This window comes from Hoyosella rhizosphaerae (genome assembly GCF_014643175.1).
GTDB classification, from domain to species: domain Bacteria; phylum Actinomycetota; class Actinomycetes; order Mycobacteriales; family Mycobacteriaceae; genus Lolliginicoccus; species Lolliginicoccus rhizosphaerae.
Window position 1 is genome coordinate 292,110 of the sequence record NZ_BMJH01000002.1, and the last position, 25,059, is coordinate 317,168.

Genomic DNA, 25,059 nt, shown 5'->3' on the forward strand with positions numbered 1-25,059 from the left:
GCGCCCAGAAGCCCTACGGCTGTCTGTTGGGTTTTTGCCATGGGCGGGACAGGAAGCGAGTGGGCACCGTGGGTGGTCTGAAGGTCACTTGAGGTCGGCGCAGGGTACGTGCCATCCATTCGCCGAGCACAACCCCGGCGGCAAGTGCACCTCCGATGGCGAATGCGTTCGCGAGGTTCGATAGGCCTTCGATTCGGTCGTCGGCGACGAGGCTGTACAGCCCGCGGTACACCGACAGTCCTGGGAGGAGTGGTGTGATTCCTGCGACGGCGACAACTAGCGGTGGGACGAGGGCTCGGCGAGCCATCAATCCGCCTGCAAACCCGACGAGAATGGCTGCTGTTCCGGCTGCGGCGATGGTGCCTGCGGAGGCGTTGAGTACAACCAGGAAAACTGCCATTCCGGCTCCGCCACCGAATGCGGCGGCGGTGAGGGCTCGGCGTTCTGCGTAGCTTGCGAGGGCGAAAAACATCGCTGCCGCAGCTCCGGCAATGATCTGGACTGGTATTCGGGTGAAACCTTGAATGAAGGTTGTGCCTAGCATCGGCATATCGACGCCAAGCTGTTGGCTGAGCTGGAGGGTTATGGCAACGCCGGTGATGATGCCACCGGTCATCACCATGACTTCAAGTAGCCGCGCTGATGCGGTAATGGGCGCCCCGGTGATGGCGTCTTGTACCGAGCCGACTAGGGAGAGTCCGGCGAGCAACACGATGATGCCGGTCGCGACGATTTGGGATGGGAAAACTTCAATGCCGAGTACGTCGCGAAACTGATACACGATGGGCGCCGGAACGGTGGCGATCATGCCGCCAACAACCTGCTGGTAGAACAGCGGAAGGCCCAGCTTATTGAGGTAAAGGTTTGTGCGGTAGATGACGATGGTGGTGAAGAAGGCAACGAGCGCGATTATGGGGGCAGCGCCGAGCAGGAACGCTACTGCAGCTGCCATCCCGGCCCACGCTGCTGTCGCTACCCACCTGGGGTAGGGGTGCGGTGCGGACACGATTGTGTCGAGGATGCGGTGCGCTTGCGCGGGGGACAGGAGCCGGTTGCGCATTTGACGAATGAGATGGTCGACTGCGGAGAGACGGGTGAAGTCGAGCGACCTGTGGTGGACAACGCGCATCGTTGTGGCGGGAGGCAATGTTGGGCCTCGGTGTGCAGTGATGACAATTGCGTTGTAGGTGACGTCAACTTCGCATTGTTCGAGCCCGTACGTTGAGGCAACAAATTGTGTGTGCCACTGCGTGTCGATGGCCCCGGTGCCCGAGTCGAGCAACACAGCTCCTACGCGCACTGCAAGGTCGAGAGCCTCGGTCACGGCGGCGTCGTCGGTGAGGTCGATGGGTTGGAGGGGCAGAATCGCGGGGGTTGCCGCAGTATCGATGGTGGCGTAATTACCGGCTTCACCACCTAGCGTTGCTTTTGCTAGCCGTTGCACCCATTTCATCCCGCGCGCATTCCCTTCCCGCTTGTGCCCAGTCGTGTTCCTGGGCGGTTGGCTTCGTCTGCGGAGCCCCACCAATCATGGCGATTTATGCGGCCAATAGCGAACGGAGACGGTTAGTTGCCTGTGGAGACATGCCTCGTCGCGGCTCGGACAAAAGTTGTCATACCGGTAACGTACGGTGCACCACGATAGAAGTACGTGGGTACGTAGGTTTTCCGACAGTTGCGTGTGGCGTGAGTCGCGGATGGCGTGAGTGGCGGGTGGCGTGCAATGAGAGTGGAGGTACGGCGTGGCTGAGCAGTTGAGCTGCTTAGAAATCTGCGCGGGTGCGGGCGGGCAGTCGCTTGGTTTGGAGCGTGCTGGTTTCCGTCATGAACTTGCGGTTGAGATCGAGGCTGCGCCGTGTGCAACTTTGCGCCAGAATCGGCCGCGTTGGACTGTGCATGAAGGTGATGTGCGCGAGATCCGTGGCCGTGACTATCGAGGCGTTGACCTTCTGGCTGGCGGGGTTCCGTGTCCGCCGTTTTCTATCGCAGGGCAGCAACTTGGCGCTGATGATGAGCGTGATTTGTTTCCTGAGGCGCTGAGATTGGTGTCTCAGGCTCGCCCGGCTGCGGTGATGTTGGAGAATGTTCGAGGTCTGGCAACTGCGCGTTTTGCGCCGTACCGGCAGTCGATTCTTGATCGTCTGGACGCCCTCGGGTACGCCGCTGATTGGCAAGTTCTCAACTCGTCGGAGTTTGGTGTGCCGCAGTTGCGTCCTCGATTCATTTTGGTCGCGGCGAAGCGTCGCTATATGAAGCGGTTTGATTGGCCTGGTGCGAAGGGCACGCCGCCGACGGTGGGTGACACGTTGCGGGCGATGATGGGTAGTGACGGGTGGGCTGGTGCTGATGCGTGGGCGAAACAGGCCAATGGCATTGGTCCCACAATTGTGGGCGGGTCACGCAAGCACGGTGGGCCTGATTTGGGGCCGACGCGGGCGCGTGCAGCATGGCTGAATTTGGGTGTTGACGGGCGCGGAATCGCAGATGCTGTTCCTACCAGCGACATGCCGTCTGATCACGTTCCGAGGCTGACTCTTGAGATGGTGGCGGCTTTGCAGGGTTTTCCGCCGGAGTGGAACTTCTGGGGTCGAAAAACCGCAGCCTACCGCCAGATTGGAAACGCGTTTCCTCCACCAGTTGCCGCGTCGGTTGGTGCATCAATCCAGCGAATGCTGACGGGTGCGGCAGTGCCGCTACCGCGTACCCGCCACTTGAAATCGGTGAGTTAGGTTCGACGCGTATTCGGGAGCGTCGGCGCCGGATGCCACGGTTTTTCCCCTGCTGCTGCCCGCCGCCACAGAGTGCCATCAAGTTCGACCGTTGGTGCGGTGTCGGTGGGCAGTGCGGGAACAACTTTGAAGCTAACGAACTCACCTGGGGCGGGCACGACGGTGCCGAACTGCTCCGCGATGATTCGGTGTGCTTGGTAGTCACCCCCGGCGATCAGGATTCCCTCCAACTGCAAAGTCGAACGTGCACCACCGTTTGCGCGCACACGCTTCATATAGTCATCCTGCTCCGCCACCGTCGCAACGGTGTTGCGCCCGATCCGCTGATCAGTAACAAGGCGAAAAAGTTGATTGACCCGCTGCTGGCCCGTGCGCGCCGCAAACACCTGATCGACAAGGGCGGGGTCGACCTGCAGGAGAACATTCGGCGGTAATTCGGCATCTCGGTGCAGCCACACAATGGACTCCACCCCGGCAGCCGTGAACGCGGTCTTGCCGTCCCTGTTCACACTGGTGCGGCACAGATCCTGCGTCGCACGACCAACCCCCACACTCCACACACCCAGCTGGTCATTGGCGGTACACGCGAGAACAAGTTGCCCAATCGCCTCAGGCGGCAACATCCAACCGCCAAGCCTTTGCGAAAACTTGCAATCAACATCGTGGCCACAAACCCGATAGTCGAGGAGATCGCCGTCGCACAGTACGTCACTGAACTCCCGGCGAAGGTTGATTTCAATCAACGTCCCGAAGTGGGTTTTTTCAGTCTTATACAACTGGTCCCAGCGATAACGCCCCGTGTGCTGACCATCGTAGAGTTGATCAAACGTCGACCGGAATACCGCCCCGAAGCGCTCACCCAAGGGATCAACATCGCGAAGGGTAGCGACCACCTCCACCAAAGCGGGGTCGGCATCACCCATACGCAACGCCAAACTGGCGTCAGTAAGATGAGCAACCTTGGCTGGTGTGAGATCGGTGAGCGCAAACAGCGCATCAGTTTCAGCCCACAACCCGTCGCTCACACCGCAACCCTAGTTCAGGAGCGCCTCCACCGGAAACCGTGTGGCGAAGGTCAGAATGGTATCGGCGAAAGTGAGTGAACATGGAATCCGCAGAATCAGGCTTCGTGCGTACGGAGACGGCACGAATCCATTTCATGACTTTCGGAAACCCCGAGGCCACACCCATCGTGGTGCTGCACGGCAACGGTGAAGACATCGGCACTCTTGATGCGCAGATTACTGCCTTCGCAGCCGACCATTGGGTTATTGCCATAGACAGCCGTGGTCACGGGAAATCGTCTGCCGGTGACCTGCCGTGGGACTTCGCGCTGTTTGCGCGTGACGTGGTTGCGGTTCTTGACGAAACGGGAGTCCGGTCGGCGGATTACTTTGGCTACAGCGACGGCGGCAACACCGTTCTACAACTCATCGTTCAGCACCCTCAGCGCGTCCGCTGTGCCGTCGTCGTGGGCGCGAACCTCGATCCGTCCGGGTTGCACCCGTGGACATTGGCGACGATGGTGGTCCAGCGTGCGGTGCTTGGCGTTGTTGCGAAACGACTGCCCTGTGTGCGGCGAACTGTGGCGCGTTTGTCGCTGATGGTGGATCACCCGCAGATTGACCCCGTGGATTTGCGGCGGCGTCAGATTCCGGTGTTAGTGATGGCAGGGGAGCGGGATGTTATACGCGCAGCACACACCGGCTTGATTGCGACGTCGTTACCCAAAGGTCGGGCGCTCATCATGTCCGGGGCTGGGCATGACGTCCCGATGACCCATGCCAAACAATGCGCCCAGGCCAGTCTCGATTTTTTCACGACAAAGGAGTGCTACGCGCGGTAGCTACTTCCACCACGTATCGGCTGGTGTCACCGGTACGGCGCGTTTGTGCCGGGTGTTGAGGAATATCTGCTCTATCCGGGCAGTTATCGCGTCGTCGACGGGGGCGCCTTCAAGAAAACTGTCAATGTCGTCGTAGGTCATCCCGAGGGCGACCTCGTCAGGTAGGGCAGGGCGGCCGTCCTCTAAGTCGGCGGTAGGGACCTTCTTCCAAATGCTCGCGGGAGCGCCGAGCGCCTCGAGAAGAGTCTTGCCCTGGCGTTTCGTCAGCCCGGTGAGCGGGGTTACGTCCACGCCACCGTCGCCATACTTGGTGAAAAACCCGGTGACTGCCTCCGCCGCGTGATCAGTGCCCACTACAAGTAGTTGCCGTTGCCCTGCGATCGCGTATTGGGCGATCATGCGCTGTCGAGCTTTAATGTTGCCGCGCACGAAGTCGCTGATGCCGTCAGACCCGCCAGGGAGGTGCGCAGTGGCGGTGCCGCATTCGTCACCAATCGCGTCGCTTGATTGTTTGACGTTCACCGTCACCGAATGGTCGGGTTCGATGAACTTCAGTGCGGTTTGCGCGTCGTCTTCGTCCGCCTGCACACCGTAGGGCAGGCGGACGGCGACGAATTCGGCGGCATAGCCCTCTGCCCTGAGTTTGGCGGCTGCTAGTTGGCACAACTTGCCTGCCAATGCGCTGTCTTGCCCGCCGCTAATTCCGAGGACCATTCCTTTTGTGCCCGTGGCGCGTATATATGAGGCGAGAAAATCCACTCGGCTTCGAATTTCTTCCGCAGCATCAATGGTGGATTTGACGCACAGTTCAGCTTGAATGTGTCGGCGCAGGTCACTCATGGGGATCACTTTACTGCTGATAGGTGACCAGGATGTTTCGCGAGGGCGTTAGTGAGCGCCGCGTTCCGCTTCGGGGCGGATATGGTTGCGCACTGCGCGAAGCGTGTCGAAGAACACCTCGCGAGACGCCTCCGGGATCCCGTCGAGAAACGCGGATTGCACGATCTCAAGGTGGCCCGGGAGGACCTTGAGAACCATTTCGAGACCGGGTTCAGTGAGGACTGCGGAGGTGCCGCGGCGGTCGTCGGGGCTCGTTTGCCGGGTGACGAGTCCGCGCGCTTCGAGTCGGTCGACAAGGCGAGTGGCCCCGCTGTTGGTAAGTCCCGATTGCGCGGCGAGGTCGGACATCCGGAGCTGGTGGTTTTCGCTCCGGGCGAGGCGCAGAAGCGCTTCGAACTCACCGGTTGCTAGTTGGTTTTGTGTAATTTGTTGCGCTGTCTTGTCTGCTAACGCTGCGTGCGCCTCTTCGAGCAAGCCCATGAGAGTGATTCGGGGGTCGTTGAGGAGTTCGCGATCGTTGGCCATGCCTTTGATGCTAGGCCAGATCTCGGCGCCTGATTACACGAGTGCGGTGTTCCAATGGTTGCACGATCGGGTTAACGAGGCATTGCGGCTTCAAGATCTAATGAGGCATTCGATATGAAATCGCCATGAATCGTGGAGTTCGGGGAAGGTAACGCCCTGTGCGCGAACTTGATAGAGCACCAGGGGAGCGCTGAGTGATGCGACAAGAGACATCGCGAGTAGGTGTGGATGGTGTGTGACTCCGGCTGCGCGGAGGAGATTAGTCACATGAGTATGGTCAAGCAGCCGCGGTGCTGCTGAAACAGCGGTGGTCGAGTCGCGTTCGGCGGCGAGTTGGATGTCGCCGTGCGATTCAAGGAATTTGAGCCGCGCCGCTCCGAATGCGTCGAGGCGTTCCTGTGGCGGTGCGCCGGGGCCAAGTGGCGGTGGACCACTGATAAAAGCGTGTTGAAGTTGCTTTTCGGCCTCGTCGAGGAGCGCCAACAGTAGGCCCGTACGACTGCCGAATCGCCTAAAAATTGTGCCTTTCCCGACACCGGCGCAGTGTGCGAGTCGGTCCATGGTGAGTGCGTCAACGCCGTCGTTGGTGATGAGGTTGTGAGCGCAGGCGAGGATCTTTTTCCGATTGCGGGCAGCGTCGCCTCGTTCCGGTCCATCGGCACGAGATTTTGCGGTGTCGGTGAGTGCCAGCAAGTTCGGCTGGGGTTGTTCCTGCACATCGTTATCGTACGCACGGATGAGTCTGGTGAGATGCATCACATGACCGCTGCGGGGGATTAAAGCGGACCAAGGTCCGGTTGAAGGGGATGTGAGTGCGACGCACTCCCGCCAACAGCGTAGGAACCCGAACTTCACCATGGAGGACACCATGACCACAACAACCATTGCAGTGCTTGTCGGCAGCCTTCGTCGCGGCTCGCTCAACCACCAGCTAGCGCAACTCGCCGTTGACTCCGCACCCACCGGGGTTGCAGTCACCATTGTTGATGGTCTGGGTGAGATACCGTTCTATACTGAAGATCTAGATTCCCCAGATGCGCTTCCGGTAGCCGCGTCCGCTCTTCGTGAGGCGGTCGGTAATGCCGATGCGGTACTTTTAGTCACTCCCGAGTACAATGGCACCTTGCCCGCAGTACTAAAAAATGCAATCGATTGGACCTCACGCCCCTTCGGCGAAGGCGCCATCAAAGACAAGCCCGTCGCGGTGGCGGGTATATCGGCAGGACAGTACGGCGGGAAGTGGGCTCACGATGATGCACTCAGGTCAGCAGGGGTAGCGGGGGCGCGCGTCGTCAAGGACGTCACATTGTCAATTGGCGGAGCATACCAACGCTTCGCAGACGGTGGACCCGCAGATGACGCCGAACTTGTCACTCAGATCAGTGCTCTCATTGCCGAGCTCACAAGTGCGGTAGCGGTTGCGGCGTAACTCAAGCTCTTCCGCGGTCGTTATAGTGGCAGCCAAGAACGTCTAGCGGAAGAGGTATCCGATGAAGGTACGTAAGTCATTGCGCGCGCTTAAGCAAAAGCCTGGTGCCCAGGTTGTAAAGCGTCGCGGCAAAGTGTTCGTCATTAACAAGAAAGAGCCACGCTTCAAGGCTCGTCAGGGCTGAGTGCACGAGACGATTACTGGCTCAAGAATGGTCAGCCGTTGTCGTAGTGTGATCGAACCTCGCCCCGTAGACGCCCGTGTGCGGTAAACAAAGAGCAGCACTTGCTGAGCTTGCTACCGAACACGGGCGTTTGAGCGAGGAGATAGAACAGTGAAGACAGGCGCAGGTTCTCGTTCGGCCTTCCCAGGATTTGTTGCAACCTCACCACAGGCACAGCATTGCTTGACGGTGCTCATCCGCGGTGGAGAGTTCCGCAGCTCCAACTTCGTCGTACCCATCACCGATGGCGGTCTCAAAATTAGCGGCGGGGTCACCAACGGAAAGTTTGTCCCACCCTCGGACGGCAGCCACGGCATCTACGGCGAGCCGCTTGAACTGCCAGGCGGGCTCACGGGAGTCGGGGCTGTTTCTCGCTTTATGGGCTCCGTGGGAACCGTTGTGTCCCGTGTGCAAGCCGTTAAACCCCTCGTCATCAATGATTTGATGGCGTTTGATTTGACCCTTTTCCTTCGCATCCATGTGCACAACCCGCTAGTCGGTGGCGAGTGCTATATCGGATCGCCGTCCACGCCCCTTGAGGTTCGCATGCAACGCATTGAGGGCGAGAAGAACATCCCCACCCTCGTTCGCAAAGGCATCCCGTCTGGGGTGATTGCGATCGGAAACGTCAATGTTGCGGCCAAGAACTTCCCAGTGCCCACAGCCAGCGGTGCTGGTCCCCGCGGCGCATTCAACACAATCGTGAATCTGCGCGCAAGCCTGCCCAACAACGGTTCATCAAGCTCGTTGTCTGTGCGCAGCGAGGCTTTCCTCGCGCAGAACCCTGACTACGTCGGCGACTGAAACACAGACTGCACGCTTCAGCTCATGCTGTTAGCGTGCAGGCATGGATAACCCCACTATTCCGGCCATGTACGACATCGCGTGGACTGCCGTCGCGGCAGTTGCTGTTGTCCTGCTGGTAGCCGCAGTGGTGAGTGTGTTGCGAACTCCTGTGGAGTCGCGGGTAGCGGGAGCGCTATGGATGTTGGGGGTCATCCTCTTCCCCATAATCGGACCACTGGCATGGTTCGCCGTGGGACGATCCGCAGTGCGCGCGAAAATCACTCGGTAGGGCGCCCCGGACGGCGGATTGGCTCTGCGTTTTTCGGCATCCGGTTCGCGTCATCAAGAGCCCGCCGAAGCACAAATTCAATGTGGGCATTCGTACTGCGCAACTCGTCCGCAGCCCACTTCGCAAGCGCGTCGTGGACGGCAGGATCGAGTCGCAGTAGGAGCTTCTTTCGTTCTCTGGCCATGGTCTTTACTGGTAGAGCGAACCAGTGTTAAGCACCGGTTGTGCGTCGCGGTCACCGCACAGGACGACGAGCAGATTGGACACCATGGCAGCCCGGCGCTCCTCGTCGAGTTCGACGACATTGTCTTCTTCGAGACGGTTGAGTGCCTGTTGGACCATAGTGACGGCACCTTCAACGATGAGCTGACGGGCCGCGATGACGGCTCCAGCTTGTTGGCGGCGCAACATTGCCTGAGCGATCTCGGGTGCATAGGCAAGCCGGGTAATACGAGACTCGATAACGTGAACGCCCGCAGCCGTAACTCGGGCAGCGATTTCTTCTGCCAGTTTGGCGTTGATTGTGTCGGCGTTTTCGCGGAGTGACAGGCGGTCTGAAGCGTCGTAGGGGTATGTGCCGGCGATGTGTCGGACAGCCGCTTCGGTTTGGAACGCCACAAACTCAACGAAGTCGTCAACAGCAAAGACGGCGCGTGCAGTGTCCTCGACCTGCCAGACAACCACGGCCGAAATTTCAATCGGGTTGCCGTCGATGTCGTTGACCTTCAGCTTTGCTGTTTCGTGGTTACGAATCCGGACGGAGACGCGTTGGCGAAGTGTCAGCGGGTTGACCCACTGGAGGCCTGGTGTACGTACGGAACCGCTGTAGTTTCCGCCGAGGACTTGGAGAACTCTCGCTTCGTTTGGCTCTATCAGGGTGAAGCCGATAGAAGTGATGATCGCGGCAAGTAGTACCGCGACGCCAACGCCAAGTCCGACCCACGCGAGGGTGGTTTGTTGGATTCCACCGTAGGCAATCAATGCTGCTGAGCCGAGAATGGCTAGGACAACGCCGCCGAGGATGGGCCATCCGTTGGCGTGGGTTGCCTGACGCTCGGTGATCTTCGGCGTGGGGATCTTGACCTTGGTTGGGTCGATAGACGTTGGCATGGTTCGCCCTCTCTGTTGCTGATATTAAAATGAAATCAGTTTTTAGCGAGACGTGAAATGTTTCTGGGTTGGACCACTAGGGCTCCTTGCGCACGACCTGCAAAATTTCCGGACCATGCTCCGTGAGATGGCTGATGGCAAATGCGCCACCGAACCGCCAGCCAGCAAACCCCAGTGCCACACCGATTGGAACCGCCAGCCAAGCCACAAACCCGCCCGGCGCAGTGATTATCGCGAATAGAGCAAAGACCGAGGCGAGTGCCACAAGAGTGCCGAGCGCTGAGAGCAATGCCGAACCATTAAACGAACCTCGCGTGGAAAAAGGATTGCCCTGCTTGGCGGACGGAACAGGGTAGGCCGCAAACGCAGAGCACAGCACAATCGCGCCCGCACCAGCCCCGAGCACTGCGAACGTGATGCCGACATCGAAAGCGGCCCCATCGACCCCACGGCCGTAAATCGCGTACCGAAGAGCTGTAGCGAAAATGAGCAGCGGTGCCGCAATCATGAGCCAGGCGATTTGCTTTCCGCGGACGTCCGCCTCGTATGCCCCGGGCGTAACGATTACCTGCCACAGCGCTGGACCATCAAAGCCATACAAGTTGACGAAGCTTGCAACGAGGAGGATTGCCAATATGAAAGTGGCCGACGTTAGGTAAACCGCAAAAAATTCAGCAAAGAGCGGCCCCACAAATATGACGATCAGAAAAACCGGAACAATAAGCAGTTGTGCCTTGCGGCGCGGATCCCGCCACAAGAGCACCAGCTCCTTCCGTGCGGAAACCCATGTAGGGGATGTCGTCCATGCAGGCCAGGGCCCTGATTTGCCACGGCCTTTCCGTCCCTGACCGCCAGATGAGGTGTTTGTCGGCCAGCGTAGCTGCCGAGTCACCATCGGTATCCACGCCAGTGCGATCATCGCGACCAAGGCCACCAAGGCTGCGAGAACGCCAACAGCTAGAAACCATTGCTCATTTTCAGCGAAGCCCGTCGCCAAAGCCGCCCAGCCAAACGGCACCGAACGCAGCGCGGGGCTGAGCCAACTAGGGTCACCGTCAATTACGCGCGGCACGATCAGCTGCAAAGCCATGTATGCAAGCCAGAGGAACGCGCCGAGAATCACCGTGAAGAGCATTGCGAGGTCTTGGCCCTTGCGACTTGTCGACACCGCAGTGAGGGCAACGCTCGCTAGGCGAGACAACCCCACAACGAGCAGAGTCTGCGCGAGCACCGCGGGGATCGCGATAGTCAACGCCAGCGGTGCGGTACGGGCAGCATGCAATATTGGAGCGCTCAGCCCAACTGCAGTGAATACCACGGGCACGGTCACCATGGAGGTGACCAGGAGCGCGACGGCAAATTCACGCGGGCGCACTGGTAGGAGCGCAAATTGGGCGGGCCGTAAGGCCGAGCCTGCCGCCCCAACAATGAGGGGAGTGAAGATCCACCCAAGCCCCCATGCCGTGGCCACCAGAATCATGACATCGGTATCCGCGCCCGGTCGATCAAACGTCACAAATCCAATCGAGAGCGCACCTATCCCCACAGCAAAGCCGAGGAAGGCACGAAGAATTGGAATAACTGCTTTGTTACCAGTGAAGTCATTGCGCGCAATCGCGATGCGCAGCCTCATGATTAGCGCAACCATGACAGCTCCCCGCCATCGTTGGTCTGTCCGCCGACTAGGCGTACGAACACATCTTCGAGCGGCTCATCCCCGCGGACATCAGCAATGGGGCCTGCGGCCGCGATAGATCCACGATGCATGATTGCGACGTGCGAACACAGTTGCTCCACAGTCGCCATGACGTGGCTCGACAGCACCACCGATCCTCCACGGGCAACAAACCGCTGAAGAATCTTGCGGATTGTTGCTGACGAAACAGGATCAACCGCTTCGAATGGTTCGTCGAGAAGTAGCAGTCGGGGAGCGTGCAGCATTGCGCACGCTAGCCCGATCTTTTTTGTCATCCCGGCCGAGTAGTCGGCGACAAGTTTGTTCTCAGCGTCGGAGAGCCCCAAGGCCTCAAGTAGTTCAGTGCTGCGCTGATTCACCACTTCGCGATCCATGCCGCGCAAGAGCCCCTGGAATGTGAGAAGTTCACGCCCGCTCAGTCGATCAATGGTGGTTAGCCCGTCGGGCAATACTCCAAAAATCGTCTTCGCCGTCACGGGGTCTTGCCACACGTCGTGGCCGAACACCTTTATACGGCCCATGTCAGGGCGGAGAAGTCCCGTGCACATCGCCAGTGTGGTGGTTTTTCCAGCCCCATTTGGCCCGACGAGTCCAAAAAATGAACCGGCAGGAACGGCAAGCGAGATGGTCTGGACTGCTGGCGTCGTGGCAAATGACTTGGTAAGCCCATCTATCGTCAGTGCTGCGTGCTCGATCATGGCCGATCAATTCCCATCAGTTTGCAACAAGGCGTCGTTTTTCGCATCATGCCAAGTTTGCGTTGTTGCCACCACCGGGGGAGCGATGAATTTTTCATCTGTCACCTACACCGGCCGAGAACAACCTACTGTTGATATAGGTACGCGCCGAAGTGCGTGATGCACACTCAAGTGAGCCAAAAAGGGGAACAATGTTCGACAGCAGCGACGAAACACATGCAAGACTTGAACGAGCACGCGCGGCTGAGGTGGTTCGCGGTCGCCACCATTGTGACTGGATTCCAGAGATTAAAACCATGGATGACGATGAAGCGCTGCCACTCCTATTGGAAATAATTCTTGCCGCAGAAGAGTCAACCAAAATTGCGGGTTGGGCAATGCCAAGAATATATACGCATATGGCTGCTGACATTTATGAGCGCATGGGCGAGAAAGATAAAGCCATCGCGTTGTGTGATCGCTATCTTGATCAGGTGAGGCAATTCCGCAAGCATGAGCCTGAAGGTGGTGATAAGGGTGTCGTCGAGATTGAGGAATTGCGCGACCAGCTCAGCAAATAGCGCTGACTGATCCTGCTTGAGTGAACCTATCTGTGTGACGCGATATGCGCCATGACTTCGGTGCGTATGCGTCGTGCGGGTCAGTGTGCTCTTGTCTCGACTGTCGCGGCACCTGCTGACGCACACTCTTCTAGTAGTCCAGTGCCCGTCTGGTGTCCCTCGTGTGGGGGTGCCGGGCGGGCGCTGCTTGTTGGTTGTGGCACCGCGTACCGGTTGTGGCACCGCGTATCGGTTCGGGTATTGCGTACTGGATGTGGTCCATGATGCGCGCTGGCCGCAGGTGAATAACACGGTTGTCATTCAGTGCGGCACATCATCTGGGGGTGTTGGGCGTGGCGACACGCCACTAGCGCCACATGTCGAGGCTGCGACCTGGGAATTTCAAGAATGTGATTACAAGATATGCGATTCGCTTGCAGTGTCAGACACTAGGTGTAGTGTTTACCTCAGAGCGACACCCCAAGGGGATGCGGTCGGAGGGGAAGCCGATCGGAGCACTCCGGAGCGTTGCTCAGCCGGTCAGAGACCGGCTTTTGCCCGCTGTTGAGGCGGGAACATGACAGTTGAGTAGCACTTCGTGTGCCCTTATGAAAGAGGTCGGCAGCAGATGAGCATCACCGTCTACACCAAGCCAGCATGCGTGCAGTGCAACGCGACCTACCGCGCCCTTGATAAAGCTGGCCTTGAGTACAACGTCATCGACATCTCGGAAGACGCAAACGCACGCGATTTCGTGATGGCGCTTGGCTACCTGCAGGCCCCAGTTGTTGTCGCGGGCGACGAGCACTGGGCGGGTTTCCGTCCGGATCGGATCAACCAGATCGCCACTGTCGCTGCGTGACGCTGCTAGTGATGTAGTTGCCAGCGATGTAGCTGCTCAAGCAGGACGCCCGGCGCGTTGAACGAGAACTGCGGCCAGCGGGAGGGGTAAGCTAATAATTGCAGGGCGGTGAAGTTCATGGGAATTATCGTTTACTATTCCAGCATTTCGGACAATACTCACCGCTTTGTAAAAAAGCTTGAACTTCCCGCTTTTCGTATACCAGTCAACAATGGTGACGCTCTCACTATTGATGAACCGTATGTCCTTATACTTCCCACCTATGCAGGTGGAAAGGACGAATGCGGCAACCATATTGGAGCGGTACCAAAACCGGTTATTCGATTTCTTAACGACTCGCATAACCGTTCGTTTATTCGCGGCGTAATCGCCGCAGGAAATACAAACTTCGGCGATGCATTCTGCGTCGCCGGGGACATCATTTCGAAGAAGTGTCAGGTGCCGTACCTGTACCGCTTCGAACTGATGGGCACCATGGAGGACGTACAACGCGTCCGCGAGGGATTGGAACAGTTTTGGCACCGACAGTGACAGCCTCATACCCCGCAGCGTCTGGGCGTTCAGAGGAGCAAGAGCTCGATTACCACGGGCTCAACGCGATGCTGAACCTCTACAGTCCGGATGGCAAAATCCAGCTGGACAAGGATCGCGAAGCTGCGCGCCAATACTTCCTGCAGCACGTCAATCAGAACACGGTCTTCTTTCACGACCTCGACGAAAAACTCGACTACCTCATCGAGAATGAGTACTACGAGCCAGAAGTGCTCAACAAGTACGACCGAGAGTTCGTCAAGTCGCTCTTTCAGCGCGCCTACAAGATGAAGTTCCGGTTCCCAACTTTCGTAGGCGCCTTCAAGTACTACACGTCGTACACGTTGAAGACATTCGACGGGAAACGCTACCTCGAGCGCTTCGAGGACCGCGTATGCATGGTTGCCCTCACCCTCGCTGACGGCGACAGGCCACTTTCCGAACGCCTCGTTGACGAGATGATCTCCGGCCGGTTCCAGCCAGCCACCCCGACCTTCTTGAACTCAGGCAAAAAGCAGCGCGGCGAGCCCGTGTCCTGCTTCTTGTTGCGCATTGAAGACAACATGGAGTCCATCGGACGTTCCATCAACTCCGCTTTGCAGCTGTCCAAGCGCGGCGGGGGAGTAGCGCTTCTGCTCACCAACATTCGTGAACACGGCGCGCCGATCAAAAAGATCGAAAATCAGTCATCCGGTGTCATCCCAGTGATGAAGCTCCTCGAAGACTCCTTCTCCTACGCCAACCAGCTAGGCGCACGCCAGGGTGCCGGTGCCGTATACCTTCACGCGCATCACCCCGACATTTTCCGGTTCCTCGACACCAAGAGGGAAAATGCGGACGAAAAGATCCGCATCAAGACGCTGTCGCTTGGTGTTGTCATCCCGGACATCACGTTCCACCTGGCGAAGAAGAACGAGGACATGTACCTCTTCTCGCCCTATGACGTGGAGCGGGTCTACGGGGTTCCGTTTGCCGACATCAATGTCACCGAGAAGTACTACGAAATGCTCGACGACAAGCGGATCCGCAAAACCAAGATCAAGGCGCGTGAGTTTTTCCAAACCATCGCGGAGCTACAGTTCGAGTCCGGCTACCCGTACATCATGTTCGAGGACACCGTGAACCGGGCGAACCCCATCAAGGGGAAAATCACCCACTCCAACCTGTGCTCCGAAATTCTGCAGGTCTCCACACCGAGCGTTTTCAACGATGACTTGTCTTACGCCGAAATCGGCAAAGACATCTCCTGCAACCTCGGCAGCCTCAACATCGCCAAGGCCATGGACTCACCAAACCTCGGCGAAACCGTCGAAGTTGCGATCCGGGCGCTTTCCGCAGTGTCAGACCAAACCCACATCAACTCGGTGCCGTCCATCGAAAAGGGCAACAACGAGTCGCACGCAATCGGCCTAGGCCAGATGAACCTGCATGGCTACCTCGCGCGCGAATACATTCAGTATGGCTCCGAAGAGGGCATCGACTTCACCAACATCTACTTCTACACAGTGCTGTTCCACGCAGTGAGGGCATCAAACCGCATCGCCATCGAACGCGGCATCCACTTCAAAGGATTCCCAGAATCGAAGTACGCCAGTGGCGAGTTCTTCGACAAGTACACAGACCAAGAATGGGTTCCGCGCACCCCCCGTGTAGAGAAGCTCTTCGCTGATTCCGGTATCCACATTCCTACCCAGGATGACTGGCGTGAACTCAAAGCGTCAGTGCAGGAATACGGCATCTATAACCAGAACCTGCAAGCAGTGCCACCAACAGGGTCGATCAGCTACATCAACCACTCGACCAGCTCCATCCACCCCATCGCGTCGAAGATCGAAATTCGTAAAGAAGGCAAGATCGGTCGCGTTTACTACCCCGCGCCCTACATGACGAACGACAACCTGGAGTACTTCCAGGATGCCTACGAAATTGGGTACGAAAAGATCGTTGACACCTACGCTGCCGCAACCCAGCACGTAGACCAGGGTCTGTCGCTCACGCTGTTCTTCAAAGACACAGCTACAACGCGTGACCTCAACCGTGCCCAGATCTACGCATGGCGTAAAGGCATCAAAACTCTCTACTACATCCGGCTACGCCAGATGGCCCTCGAAGGTACTGAAGTTGAGGGTTGCGTCAGCTGCATGCTGTAACAAGTGCGTGTGCACGTCGGTCGGTGATCCTATGTCAAGGGTCACCGACCGTGGCGTTTAACGAGTCGCCAGCAAGCAAGTAGTACCGCTTGCTCGTGAAACCGTTAGTTCGCTTTGTAGCGGAACTCGTTGAAATCATCGGAGCCAACCTCGTCGATGCTCCCGCTGCGTAGCCCCGTCCACATTCGGGCGGCAAGCTCGTCATCGAGGTACACCACGCTTTGCTCACCTTCCATGCCAGTACCGGTGTAGGGGACAGTGAGGAAGGTGATGGACTTGGCCTGCAATCCGCGAAGTTGCCAGGCGAACTTCAGTTTCCGAGCGTTGGTGAGGGCACTATCAAGTGTCACCGCACCCTTGATGGCACTGATCAGGTCGCGGGCAGTGCCAAAGTCTAGGACCGAAACATCAGACCGCACGGTGGTGAGCAGCCCCGCGAGGTACGACTGCTGGAGTTGTACACGGTCGAAATCACCGCGGGGAAGATTGGTGCGTTGGCGCACGTACGCGAGAGCTTCATCGCCGTTCATTTTTTGCGGCCCAGCGCGGAAGACGTGCCCGTGATGATTTGTCTCAAATGGCACAGTGACCGTCACACCCCCGACAGCGTCCGTGACGGCGCGGAATCCGAAAAAGTCGACGATAGCGAAGTGATCGACGCGAATGTTGGTTAGTTGCTCGATCGTCTGAACGAGCAGCGTGGGACCGCCGAATGCATACGCTGCATTTATTTTGTTCATCCCATGACCGGGAACGTCGACCCAACTGTCGCGGGGGATGCTCACTACGTGAGTTCGGTCAGTACGGCCGTCAACGCGAATAAGCATGATGGTGTCAGACCTAGCGTTACCTTCGTCTGCGGTTGCGTCCTCACCAGTTGTTTGTCCGCCAGCAACTGAGTCGGTTCCCATGACGAGAAAGAACGTGGGTGTACTACCGTCGGATTCTCGCCCCGGTGGAGATGGCCGTTGTGCCTCGTCTAGACCGGAAAAGACGTCGTCAACTTCGCTGAAGCCGCCGACGACACGATCAACGGCAAACCACGTGACCCCGCTACCTACCAGAGTTGCTAAAGCGAAGACTAGAGCTAGTATCAGAACTTTTTTCTTGCTCGTGCTCACATTTCTCCGCCCTGGCCGGTTGGTGACAGTCCGGTCGGCCGCTTGTTTTAACACACGAAGGGCTTACGCACCTAGGGGTAGTGGTTTGAGCCCGTCATGAAGTATTTCACTTTCACCTTCCACGACGAGTCGGAAATGTCGGAAATACTTATGCGTAAAACAATGATTTCTACAATTTCGCTTGCGAGACAAGCGCGGAAAGCACGGTTGCGATTTTCGTAGCGATCTCTGCCGCGATATCTCGGTGCGTGTCGATGCTCTGGTCGAATGGGTCTGCGACACCAGGGGAGTTTCGGGCATGCGGGACGCGCATTCGTGCAAGCGCCATGTCTTTGACGGTGCGTGCTTCAGTCTCCTCGACGATGATCGCAGCTTCGCTGAGCATGAACGTACGAAGCATGGCGGTAGGTGCGGCGGCGAGGACGCGATCTCGATGGAACTGTTGCATAGTCAAAATCAAGTCAGCTTCCGCAGCAAGTTGGGGCGTCAATTGCTTCGCCTCGAAATCGCTAGGGTCGCCACCGAGTTCGCGAAGAGCTTGAGCTGCGAGTTCGTCAATCGGGTGGCCTACCAGTGCGTGGGTTCCGACGCTGCTGGAATCAATCTTCGCGTTGTGAGTGTCCGCCCAGAAACGCGCGTAGCGTTCTGCGACCGGAGATCGGCAGATATTTCCGGTGCACACGAACAGGATTCGCATAGATGTGGATCTTACGGAATCAACCTTGAAAGTAGTGATTTTCGGATTCCTAAACAGACAAATAGCACGGGTACGTGCGGATAGGATTCCAAGGTTACATTGCCAATTTTGGGGATGGGTCGATGGCCAATCGCATGTTTAAGGCACTGGCGTCACGGGTGGTGTCGCGTTTTATTGGTGCCGTGCTGCAGGCGCTTTCTTTTTTCCTCATCGCGCGGGCGGTTGGTGCGACGGAGTTTGGTTGGTTCGCGCAAGGAATGGCGTGCGGCTATGTTGGTGCGGCAATTGCCAGTCTCGGATTGAGCAATCGTGTTCTTACTGTCAACGGCCAGTCTGATCCGGGTGCCACAGCTGGCAAGTTTTTTGCCGCACGCACCTTTTCAATTCCTGTTGGGGTCGGATTTGCAGTCCTGGTGGCGTTGATTTTCGGGCTCCCATGGACTGCTGTTGTGTTGCTCGGACTTGCCGTTGCGCTTTTCGATCATTACACCGACTTCCTCCAGGCTGCGCTGGCTGGTCTGACACGGGACACAAAGGCTGTTGTTGTGATCATGGCGCAGCGACTGCTGCCGTTTGTGGCACTCATAGGTGCACTTGTGATTAACCCGGACTATCTACTGTGGGCATTCGCTGGCGGCACCATAGCGGGTATTGGTGTGGGTGTTGTGCTTGTCGCTAGCTCTGTGCGCTGGGCACGGAGCGCGGGAGCGCTATTCGATGACAAGGCCGTAGGGTTTTGGTTCTCGGGAATCGCGTCAAGTTTGCCGCAGCTTCAGCCAGCTATCGCAGGTGCAGTATTGGGTCCAGCGGTGGCCGGTGTGTACGCCGTAGCGGTGCGGGTGACGAGTCCGCTGTCGATTGTGCCAATTGGAATTCAAACCATCCTGGTGCCCCGAATCTCGACAGCAAACGCTGAGCGAGTCAGGCTTGTCACCAAGCAAGCGTTGATCGTTTCGGCTGTTTATGCTGCGCTACTTGCGGTTTTGGCGTTCCCACTTGGTTGGGCGGCCGACATCGCACTAGGCGAGGGTTTTGACCACATAGTGTCGTTGGTTGCGGCGTTTACCGTCATGTCTGGAGCTGCCGCGATTGCACAGGTCAGTTATGGAAGGCTGATCGCGCGGCATCGCGCCGGGCTAGGTGCCGCCATTGTCATCATCACAACTCTGGTGAACCTAGGTTTTCTTTGGGTCATCGGTGACTTTGCCGGCGCCGGGTGGCTGTGGACAGTCCCCCTGATCGGCAGTGTTCTCGGAATAACCGCATTTACTATCGCAGACATCCGCACCTCAGGTCCCAAGGCGTCTGGGGAGCATGCGGTTACAGCAAAGGCAGGAGCACCTCTTGGCTGAGTTTGGGTACTATGTTGCGCGCGATTTGCAACGACACGCAGATGGACATCGCATCACGCCGCTGAAGGCACTCACGTTGCTGGCTGCGAATCCCGGTGCGCGCGCCGCACTCCTGTTGCGCCTTCAAGAGAACTCACCATTGAGTCGTTGGGTTGGGTGGCGGAAGATTATCCGGCAAGTGACACTGCTTCTCACTGGTGCTGATTTTGTGCCGGGTTGCCTAATCGGCCCAGGGCTGTTGATGCAGCACCCCAACGGAATCGTCATTAGCGGTCGCGCAGTAATCGGGGATGACGCGACGATTCTTCAGCAGGTTACTGTCGGCGAGACCATCGGTGCCGATGCGCAGGCCCCGCGAGCACCAACTATTGGTGCCAGGGCCCTTCTCAGTGCGGGGGCTCGAATTCTTGGCGACATCGAGTTGGGTGACGACGTGGTCGTCGGCGCCAACGCCGTTGTCCTCATCTCGGTGGAAACGGGCGGTGTAGCAGTCGGTGTGCCCGCCCGTGTCGTGAAGAATCGGCTAACTGCCGAGTAGCTTCGTTGTGAAATCGAGTGCGCCGTCGGGCGACAGCGGTTTCGGGGTGGGGTCAGTCTGCATTAGGCGCATTGCCGAAACAATGTCGTCGACATCGAGCTCACACCATCGTGCGCCGTCTCCGATCCGTCCGACATCGTCCCGGAGCGACCGCGCACCGGCAGCGAGTATTCGGGTGCCAGTTCGCGTTGCTTTGGACAAGATCCCGCTTGACCCTTCGTTGGAGTGGGCGAGGATAACGCAATCGACCGCGGCGACTGCCGCGTCGATCTGAGTGTTCTCAAGGAAATCATCAACCACACGAACAGTGAGGCCCATGCTGGTCGCAGCGTCGATGACCGGAAGAAGATCGTCACGGATGTCGTCGCTTATTTTCCCGGCGATGAGGAGTCCAGATGTTTCGGGATCTAGTTCGCCCAGTGCCCCGAGGACAAGATCGACGTTTTTGCGGCCTGTGATCGCGCCGATGACGCCGAACCAAAAGTGATCGTCGTCAAGGCCAGCTAGTACTGTGAACCCGTCGAGGTCCCTGGAATTGACGTCAACTACAGCCGGGTCACTCACTTCATTGCGAGTCGGTTTTCTGGTCGAGCTGGCCAAGGTGAAAACGTCGACCTTCGGGTGGCGCCGCAATGCTCCGACAATGGCGCGTTTTATGAGCGTGACGACAGTAGATCGTGCACCACCATGACTGTCCGGCCGCATAACCAGTAGGGCAAGACGCGCGGGTAAGCGGCGCCACGCGAGTCGGAAGAAGCTTGTGAGCAGAGTGTCCGCGTCCGGAACCACAATGGTGTCGGACCTGTGCTTTCTCGCCGCCAAGATGATTGATGATGCCGAGATAGCATCTGCGGTGATGAGGTCGAAGTCCCCGGCGAGCGGGCCGAGGTGTGTTGCATATTCGACTGAACCGGGGGCGTCTGGTGTGAGCAGTACCGTCGCTCGTCCACCACGATCACGTGCGCCGCGTATGAGAAGTGCGACATACATCAGTCGGTGACCGCGGTGGATGCGTTCGACGATTAGTGGGTTCATAGATCGCCTGCGGCGAGCAGTCGTTCGATTTCCTGGATCGTCAGTTCAATCGCGTCGATGTGCCGTTTCTCATCGTCAGGGTTCTTAAATCGTTTGCCGACAACCTTGCCTGGCGTACCGGCCACGACAGCGAATGGCGGTACATCTTTGGTAATTACCGATCCGGCTGCGATGACGGCAGCGTCACCAATGGTCACACCACTGAGGATGGTGGAGCCAGCGCCGACGTAGACGTCGCGGCCCATGGTCAAAATGTCGTCGGCATTGAGCTCTCGGTCACCGACCCACGGTGTTGCCGCAACGGGAACGCCCACGGTCGACATGTCATGGTCTCGGCGGCCCACGATGCAGGTATGGTGCGAGATCCCGCAGAAACTTCCAATGGTGCCGTTGACCTCGATGTGCGTGTCTGGGCCGATCTTCACGAAATGGTCAATTGTGAGACCGTGGGTGGCGAAAACCTTGACACCGCGGCTCGGCCAGAAGTTGTACCCAACGGTTACCTGCCCGGAAATAGCTGATTTTCGAATCATCTGCCGGACCCGAGCCTGGATTGCGCGGGGAAGTCGCGACTGTCCTTCGATCACGGCATTGATTTCAGCGACGGTCATGGGGCGGACCGAATCAGAAGTTGTCATTGCGGAGATTCTCCTCGGAGAGCGTTAATGACACCGCCGGCCATCTCTTCAGCGGAGTAGGTGTCGTGGACATAGGCGCGTAGGGCTTCACCATCAACTTGGTCTGGGTTCTGATAGACCTTGACTAGCGCACCAGCCAGACCGTTTTCGGTGCTGGAGTCGTAGTAGAGCACGCCTCCGGTGCTATCAAGTTCAATCTCGGGTGCATGCAACTCGTTTTCGGACACCACAATTGGAACGCCGAACCCGAGACTTTGCGTGATCGATAGTCCGGCATAGCCAGGGGAGACGCTGCATACCGTTTCGGCGTAGAGCTTCCGCAGCGCAGCAGCGTCGTAGACGCCGGGGATGAACTCCGTGGACTGCTCGATCCCCAGATCGCGAGCAAGTTGTTGAAGAGCTTCTTTTTGTGGACCGTTGCCGACGATGGTGAGAACGGCGCCCTGCTCACTGAGCCCTGAGCGCGCGAAACCGTACAGGAGGCGGTCAATGGCCTTCACTTCTACTAGGCGACCGACATACAAGATGCGATTGCGTGTATCAGCTGGGGGAATCGGCTGCAGTTCAGACTTGCGGTAGATCGCGTTCGGCGCGACCCAGACAGGCTGCCCAGGGACCTCTCTCTTTGCGTGTTCAAGGCTGGCGTAGTCGTAGAGGATGGTGCCGTCCGCAAGGCGGCGCATCACTCGGCGCACGCGCGCAGTGGGGGAGTTGTGTCCTGCGCGGGGGAACAGGTGCCCCCAAGCGATGGTGCGCCTCTTCATGATCTTCCGGGCAGCGAGCAGGTACCAGGCGCTCAGATCACGTGGGTTCAGATTGATGATGAGGTTCTCTGCCGCTATGGCGTCGCGGAGGTGCCCACCCTGCCAGAACACCTTCCGTTTGAGCAACGGGTAATTCTTGGTTTCAACAAGGTTCGGGGTTTCCACCGCGGTGGTGATGGTTTCGTCGAGCCAACGGTTGCCTGACCAGTGGGTGATCTCGCTGCCGAGGGTCTCGTCGATGACGTTGTAGCAGGCTTTGCGGTAGCGCGGAATGACTGCAAGGTACGTGCCGTACTTGACTTTGGACGTGCGTGCCACTGGGCGATGCCTCCAATAAGGTGTGGTTATTCGCGTTCGTAATCGGTGATGGAACCGACAATCTTGGCGGGAACGCCCATCACAATGGCGTTGTCGGGCACATCTTTCGTCAATACGGCTCCGGCGCCGATAATGGCGTTGTCACCGACCGTGATTCCAGGCAGTACCGTCACGTTCGACCCGAGGAAGACGTTTTTGCCGATATTCACCGGCGCGCGGCTGTGGGTTTCCCTATAGAGCTTGCCTTTGCTGACGGCGCGGGCATCGTGGGACTGGGAGGTAATGACCGTGGTCGCGCCGATCATGCTGTCGTCACCGATGCTCACTCCGCCGCCACCCCAAATATGGACGAAGTCACCGATGACGGCGTTGTTTCCGAGGGACACCGCTTCTGGGTTGTAAATGATCGTGCTGGGCAAGATTTGTGCGCCATCACCGAAGTGCTTGAGGGTGTGCTTCCACCGAAAGTTCTGGAATCTTCTGCCTAAAGCCTGCGGAAAGCGGACCAGCAGGATGATGAAAGGCAGCATCAGTCGGTTGATCATGCTGGTCTCCGCCTCGGTTCGGTCGTGATCTTGGGACTGCTGCTAAAAGTACTATGGCTAGCCCGTGTTGTTGACGATTTGCACGTTTGGTCCGGGTTTGTACGCGGCAGAATCTGGTGGATCGAACCCGGCGAAGTGGTTGCTGTCAATCAGCATGTTGCTCTTCGGGAATAGCACGCCGAGGTACTGCTCGTCTGAACGCGGGATGGTATTGCCCTTAATGACCACGTCGACGTGCTCGCCAGACGACTGGTCCTGGATCCCGAATTGGTGGTTCTCTTCGATGACACAGTTGTTGATGTGGGCGCGGCTCGAAGAATCATTGATGATGATTCCTGCTCCACCACACTGGCGAATTGTTGACCCGGTGACTGTCGAGTCTTCAGCGATGCCGATGCCACCTTTTGCTGCGCCGGTAAATGATCCGCCGATGACGCTGACCTTGCTGGCCATGCCTGGCCCCATGCGGACGGCGAGAAGTCCCGCGTTAACGCTGCTGCAGTTGGTCAAGGTGGCCCTGTGATTTCGGATCTGGAAGCCGGTTGCGTCTGCGCCGCCGCCGTCTGCCGAGCACTGTGAAAATCTGATGTCGTACCCAGCTGGGTGAGTGTCAAAGACAGCGAAACTGTTCGGGCCCGCAGTGCCTGAGCCGGTGACGGTGACGTGGCGCGGGTCGCCCCATTGCTCGAAACCGTTTGCCCCTGATCGGGTATCGCCAGCGGTGGTGAAGATATGGCGGCAGTCACCCCCGGATACGGATGCCTGCACTGATGCGGATGCACCGGCAACCGTCAATCCGTATCCGTATTCGTTGAAGTAGTTGGGAAGTGTGTTGACCTGGGTATGAACCTTGGTATTTAAAGAGTTATTGACGATGACTCCGCCACCTGCATTGGTCAGGGCGATGTCAAGGGATGCGTTGTGGCTTTCCCGTACCTGGACAGCAAAGACTCGGTGGTTGAGTGGATCGCGCGATGTCACGTTCAAGCCTTCGATGCGGAAATCCCGGACAGGATCCACCACGTAAGCCTGCGCGTTCGCGGTTGTTGGGTAATCCCAGATCAACGCGCTATCAAGGTCTGCCCATGGGCCTTGTGTTGACGTCACCTGACGGAACTCGCACGCCCATACCTCGTGTGGTGTTCCGGCAACTTCGGGGCCGGTTGTGCTGGTGCGGGCCTCAATGCCGATGATTGAGCCGGCTGTGACAACTCCACGGAGCGGGGACGGTAGTTGAACGCGCGTGTCGCCCGCTGTGGCATTACGTTCAAGGGTCGCTTTTCCGGACGGTCTTCCGCTGGCGGTAATCAAGGCTTTTGCGTTGATCGCGCCTGCCACGGTCAGCGTAGTGCTGGTGCCGGTTAGCGAGCGACCTTTCGTTGCGATCGGCGAATAGCAGAGGTAGTCGCCGTGGTCGCCTTCGGGGAGTTCGACGGTGCTGATGCCGTCTGCTTCGGCAGCATCAAGCGCGTTCTGTATGACAACGGACGCGTCGTCTGCATTGAGGAGAGTATTTCGATCGACGATGTAGCGGTCGTTCGAAAATAAGGTGATCGGCGTCGTCACTGATTTTGAACCGGCTGCGTTCACTGCAGTGAAGCCAAGTGCGGTGCCGGCGAGGGTGAGACCACCAACTTGAAGAAGTCCCCGGCGGGTAAGCGCGCGGGTTGGGTTGGGGATCATCGATTTCCTCCATCGGACTATGCGGCGTCAGTGCTGGTTTGAACGCTCAGCCCTGATAGTCATCACAGTCGAAGTAAAAGTTTGCCAAAGCAAATATAAGACACAGGGCTTGATA

Annotated in this window: 28 protein-coding genes; 12 read left to right on the plus strand and 16 right to left on the minus strand. The window is 58.1% G+C overall.

Features of this window, described 5'->3' with window-relative positions:
* Nucleotides 1-13: 13 nt before the first annotated feature.
* Nucleotides 14-1,453 carry a threonine/serine exporter family protein gene (locus tag IEW73_RS09530; RefSeq protein WP_188673803.1) on the minus strand — a complete coding sequence of 480 codons (1,440 nt, stop codon included), beginning with the start codon at nt 1,451-1,453 and terminating at the stop codon, nt 14-16.
* 289 nt (nt 1,454-1,742) lie between these two features.
* Here IEW73_RS09530 and IEW73_RS09535 point away from each other — a divergent pair, with 289 nt between their 5' ends.
* The gene (locus IEW73_RS09535) at nt 1,743-2,729 is read left to right on the plus strand and encodes a DNA cytosine methyltransferase (protein WP_229675898.1); all 987 of its coding nucleotides are present in this window, start codon (nt 1,743-1,745) and stop codon (nt 2,727-2,729) included.
* Here the strand turns inward: IEW73_RS09535 and IEW73_RS09540 are convergent.
* Nucleotides 2,726-3,754, minus strand: coding sequence for a NaeI family type II restriction endonuclease (locus tag IEW73_RS09540; protein ID WP_229675899.1), 1,029 nt, complete (start codon nt 3,752-3,754; stop codon nt 2,726-2,728). The two genes, IEW73_RS09535 and IEW73_RS09540, sit on opposite strands and share 4 nt — an antisense overlap.
* Before the next feature lie 80 nt (nt 3,755-3,834).
* Here IEW73_RS09540 and IEW73_RS09545 point away from each other — a divergent pair, with 80 nt between their 5' ends.
* A complete protein-coding gene (locus IEW73_RS09545) occupies nt 3,835-4,575 on the plus strand; it encodes an alpha/beta fold hydrolase (RefSeq protein WP_188673805.1) in 741 nt (246 codons plus the stop codon).
* Here the strand turns inward: IEW73_RS09545 and nadE are convergent, their stop codons facing one another.
* The 3 genes from nadE to IEW73_RS09560 all read right to left on the minus strand — a co-directional run bounded on the left by nadE (nt 4,576) and on the right by IEW73_RS09560 (nt 6,657).
* Nucleotides 4,576-5,415 (minus strand): NAD(+) synthase, encoded by an 840-nt coding sequence (gene nadE / locus IEW73_RS09550; RefSeq protein WP_188673819.1) that lies wholly within the window; start codon nt 5,413-5,415, stop codon nt 4,576-4,578. It abuts the gene before it with no gap.
* A 48-nt stretch (nt 5,416-5,463) separates the two neighbouring features.
* Entirely contained in the window at nt 5,464-5,940 is a 477-nt protein-coding gene (locus IEW73_RS09555; RefSeq protein ID WP_188673822.1) for a MarR family winged helix-turn-helix transcriptional regulator, read from the minus strand.
* Between the two features lie 90 nt (nt 5,941-6,030).
* Nucleotides 6,031-6,657 carry a TetR/AcrR family transcriptional regulator gene (locus tag IEW73_RS09560; RefSeq protein WP_229675900.1) on the minus strand — a complete coding sequence of 209 codons (627 nt, stop codon included), beginning with the start codon at nt 6,655-6,657 and terminating at the stop codon, nt 6,031-6,033.
* Between the two features lie 151 nt (nt 6,658-6,808).
* On the opposite strand from IEW73_RS09560, the gene IEW73_RS09565 reads away from it, so the two are divergent.
* The 4 genes from IEW73_RS09565 (at nt 6,809) to IEW73_RS09580 (ending at nt 8,667) form a co-directional block, all read left to right on the plus strand.
* Nucleotides 6,809-7,369 (plus strand): NAD(P)H-dependent oxidoreductase, encoded by a 561-nt coding sequence (locus IEW73_RS09565; protein ID WP_188673830.1) that lies wholly within the window; start codon nt 6,809-6,811, stop codon nt 7,367-7,369.
* A gap of 61 nt (nt 7,370-7,430) precedes the next feature.
* A complete protein-coding gene (gene ykgO, locus IEW73_RS09570) occupies nt 7,431-7,553 on the plus strand; it encodes a type B 50S ribosomal protein L36 (protein ID WP_188673833.1) in 123 nt (40 codons plus the stop codon).
* Nucleotides 7,554-7,703: 150 nt separating this feature from the next.
* On the plus strand, nt 7,704-8,396 hold the full coding sequence (locus IEW73_RS09575; RefSeq protein ID WP_188673836.1) for a hypothetical protein: 693 nt from the start codon (nt 7,704-7,706) through the stop codon (nt 8,394-8,396).
* A 43-nt stretch (nt 8,397-8,439) separates the two neighbouring features.
* Nucleotides 8,440-8,667, plus strand: a complete 228-nt coding sequence (locus IEW73_RS09580; protein WP_206050397.1) for a PLDc N-terminal domain-containing protein — start codon at nt 8,440-8,442, stop codon at nt 8,665-8,667.
* Here IEW73_RS09580 and IEW73_RS09585 read toward each other — a convergent pair.
* The 4 genes from IEW73_RS09585 to IEW73_RS09600 all read right to left on the minus strand — a co-directional run bounded on the left by IEW73_RS09585 (nt 8,657) and on the right by IEW73_RS09600 (nt 12,171).
* Complete coding sequence (locus IEW73_RS09585; protein ID WP_188673839.1) at nt 8,657-8,851, minus strand: type II toxin-antitoxin system antitoxin; 195 nt, start codon at nt 8,849-8,851, stop codon at nt 8,657-8,659. The two genes, IEW73_RS09580 and IEW73_RS09585, sit on opposite strands and share 11 nt — an antisense overlap.
* 5 nt (nt 8,852-8,856) lie before the next feature.
* Nucleotides 8,857-9,777, minus strand: coding sequence for an SPFH domain-containing protein (locus tag IEW73_RS09590; protein ID WP_188673842.1), 921 nt, complete (start codon nt 9,775-9,777; stop codon nt 8,857-8,859).
* A 76-nt stretch (nt 9,778-9,853) separates the two neighbouring features.
* Entirely contained in the window at nt 9,854-11,425 is a 1,572-nt protein-coding gene (locus IEW73_RS09595) for a hypothetical protein (RefSeq protein ID WP_188673845.1), read from the minus strand.
* On the minus strand, nt 11,413-12,171 hold the full coding sequence (locus tag IEW73_RS09600; RefSeq protein WP_188673847.1) for an ABC transporter ATP-binding protein: 759 nt from the start codon (nt 12,169-12,171) through the stop codon (nt 11,413-11,415). Before IEW73_RS09600 ends, IEW73_RS09595 begins: the two co-directional genes overlap by 13 nt.
* 191 nt (nt 12,172-12,362) lie before the next feature.
* Between IEW73_RS09600 and IEW73_RS09605 the strand changes: the two genes are divergently transcribed.
* The 4 genes from IEW73_RS09605 (at nt 12,363) to nrdE (ending at nt 16,253) form a co-directional block, all read left to right on the plus strand.
* Nucleotides 12,363-12,731, plus strand: a complete 369-nt coding sequence (locus IEW73_RS09605; protein ID WP_188673850.1) for a hypothetical protein — start codon at nt 12,363-12,365, stop codon at nt 12,729-12,731.
* Between the two features lie 607 nt (nt 12,732-13,338).
* Complete coding sequence (gene nrdH, locus IEW73_RS09610; protein ID WP_188673852.1) at nt 13,339-13,572, plus strand: glutaredoxin-like protein NrdH; 234 nt, start codon at nt 13,339-13,341, stop codon at nt 13,570-13,572.
* A 117-nt stretch (nt 13,573-13,689) separates the two neighbouring features.
* On the plus strand, nt 13,690-14,103 hold the full coding sequence (nrdI, locus tag IEW73_RS09615; RefSeq protein WP_188673855.1) for a class Ib ribonucleoside-diphosphate reductase assembly flavoprotein NrdI: 414 nt from the start codon (nt 13,690-13,692) through the stop codon (nt 14,101-14,103).
* Nucleotides 14,088-16,253 (plus strand): class 1b ribonucleoside-diphosphate reductase subunit alpha, encoded by a 2,166-nt coding sequence (gene nrdE, locus IEW73_RS09620; RefSeq protein ID WP_188673858.1) that lies wholly within the window; start codon nt 14,088-14,090, stop codon nt 16,251-16,253. Before nrdI ends, nrdE begins: the two co-directional genes overlap by 16 nt.
* A 104-nt stretch (nt 16,254-16,357) precedes the next feature.
* On the opposite strand, the gene IEW73_RS09625 is transcribed toward nrdE, so the two are convergent.
* Both IEW73_RS09625 and IEW73_RS09630 read right to left on the minus strand, forming a co-directional pair.
* Nucleotides 16,358-17,374 (minus strand): LCP family protein, encoded by a 1,017-nt coding sequence (locus IEW73_RS09625; protein ID WP_188673861.1) that lies wholly within the window; start codon nt 17,372-17,374, stop codon nt 16,358-16,360.
* 169 nt (nt 17,375-17,543) lie between these two features.
* Nucleotides 17,544-18,071, minus strand: a complete 528-nt coding sequence (locus tag IEW73_RS09630; RefSeq protein ID WP_188673864.1) for an arsenate reductase/protein-tyrosine-phosphatase family protein — start codon at nt 18,069-18,071, stop codon at nt 17,544-17,546.
* A gap of 122 nt (nt 18,072-18,193) precedes the next feature.
* Between IEW73_RS09630 and IEW73_RS09635 the strand changes: the two genes are divergently transcribed.
* Nucleotides 18,194-19,423 carry a lipopolysaccharide biosynthesis protein gene (locus IEW73_RS09635; RefSeq protein ID WP_188673868.1) on the plus strand — a complete coding sequence of 410 codons (1,230 nt, stop codon included), beginning with the start codon at nt 18,194-18,196 and terminating at the stop codon, nt 19,421-19,423.
* Nucleotides 19,416-19,961 carry a serine O-acetyltransferase gene (locus IEW73_RS09640; RefSeq protein ID WP_188673871.1) on the plus strand — a complete coding sequence of 182 codons (546 nt, stop codon included), beginning with the start codon at nt 19,416-19,418 and terminating at the stop codon, nt 19,959-19,961. The genes IEW73_RS09635 and IEW73_RS09640 overlap by 8 nt, the downstream gene beginning before the upstream one ends.
* Here the strand turns inward: IEW73_RS09640 and IEW73_RS09645 are convergent.
* The 5 genes from IEW73_RS09645 to IEW73_RS09665 are packed head-to-tail and all read right to left on the minus strand — an operon-like array spanning nt 19,947 to nt 24,944.
* Nucleotides 19,947-20,996 (minus strand): glycosyltransferase family protein, encoded by a 1,050-nt coding sequence (locus tag IEW73_RS09645; protein WP_188673875.1) that lies wholly within the window; start codon nt 20,994-20,996, stop codon nt 19,947-19,949. The genes IEW73_RS09640 and IEW73_RS09645 overlap by 15 nt on opposite strands.
* Nucleotides 20,993-21,634: a DapH/DapD/GlmU-related protein gene (locus IEW73_RS09650; protein WP_206050396.1), complete on the minus strand. Its 642-nt coding sequence runs from the start codon at nt 21,632-21,634 to the stop codon at nt 20,993-20,995. Before IEW73_RS09650 ends, IEW73_RS09645 begins: the two co-directional genes overlap by 4 nt.
* The gene (locus IEW73_RS09655; RefSeq protein ID WP_188673878.1) at nt 21,631-22,716 is read right to left on the minus strand and encodes a glycosyltransferase family 4 protein; all 1,086 of its coding nucleotides are present in this window, start codon (nt 22,714-22,716) and stop codon (nt 21,631-21,633) included. Before IEW73_RS09655 ends, IEW73_RS09650 begins: the two co-directional genes overlap by 4 nt.
* A gap of 26 nt (nt 22,717-22,742) precedes the next feature.
* Complete coding sequence (locus tag IEW73_RS09660) at nt 22,743-23,261, minus strand: acyltransferase (RefSeq protein WP_188673881.1); 519 nt, start codon at nt 23,259-23,261, stop codon at nt 22,743-22,745.
* A 57-nt stretch (nt 23,262-23,318) separates the two neighbouring features.
* Complete coding sequence (locus IEW73_RS09665; protein WP_188673884.1) at nt 23,319-24,944, minus strand: right-handed parallel beta-helix repeat-containing protein; 1,626 nt, start codon at nt 24,942-24,944, stop codon at nt 23,319-23,321.
* Nucleotides 24,945-25,059: the final 115 nt, after the last annotated feature.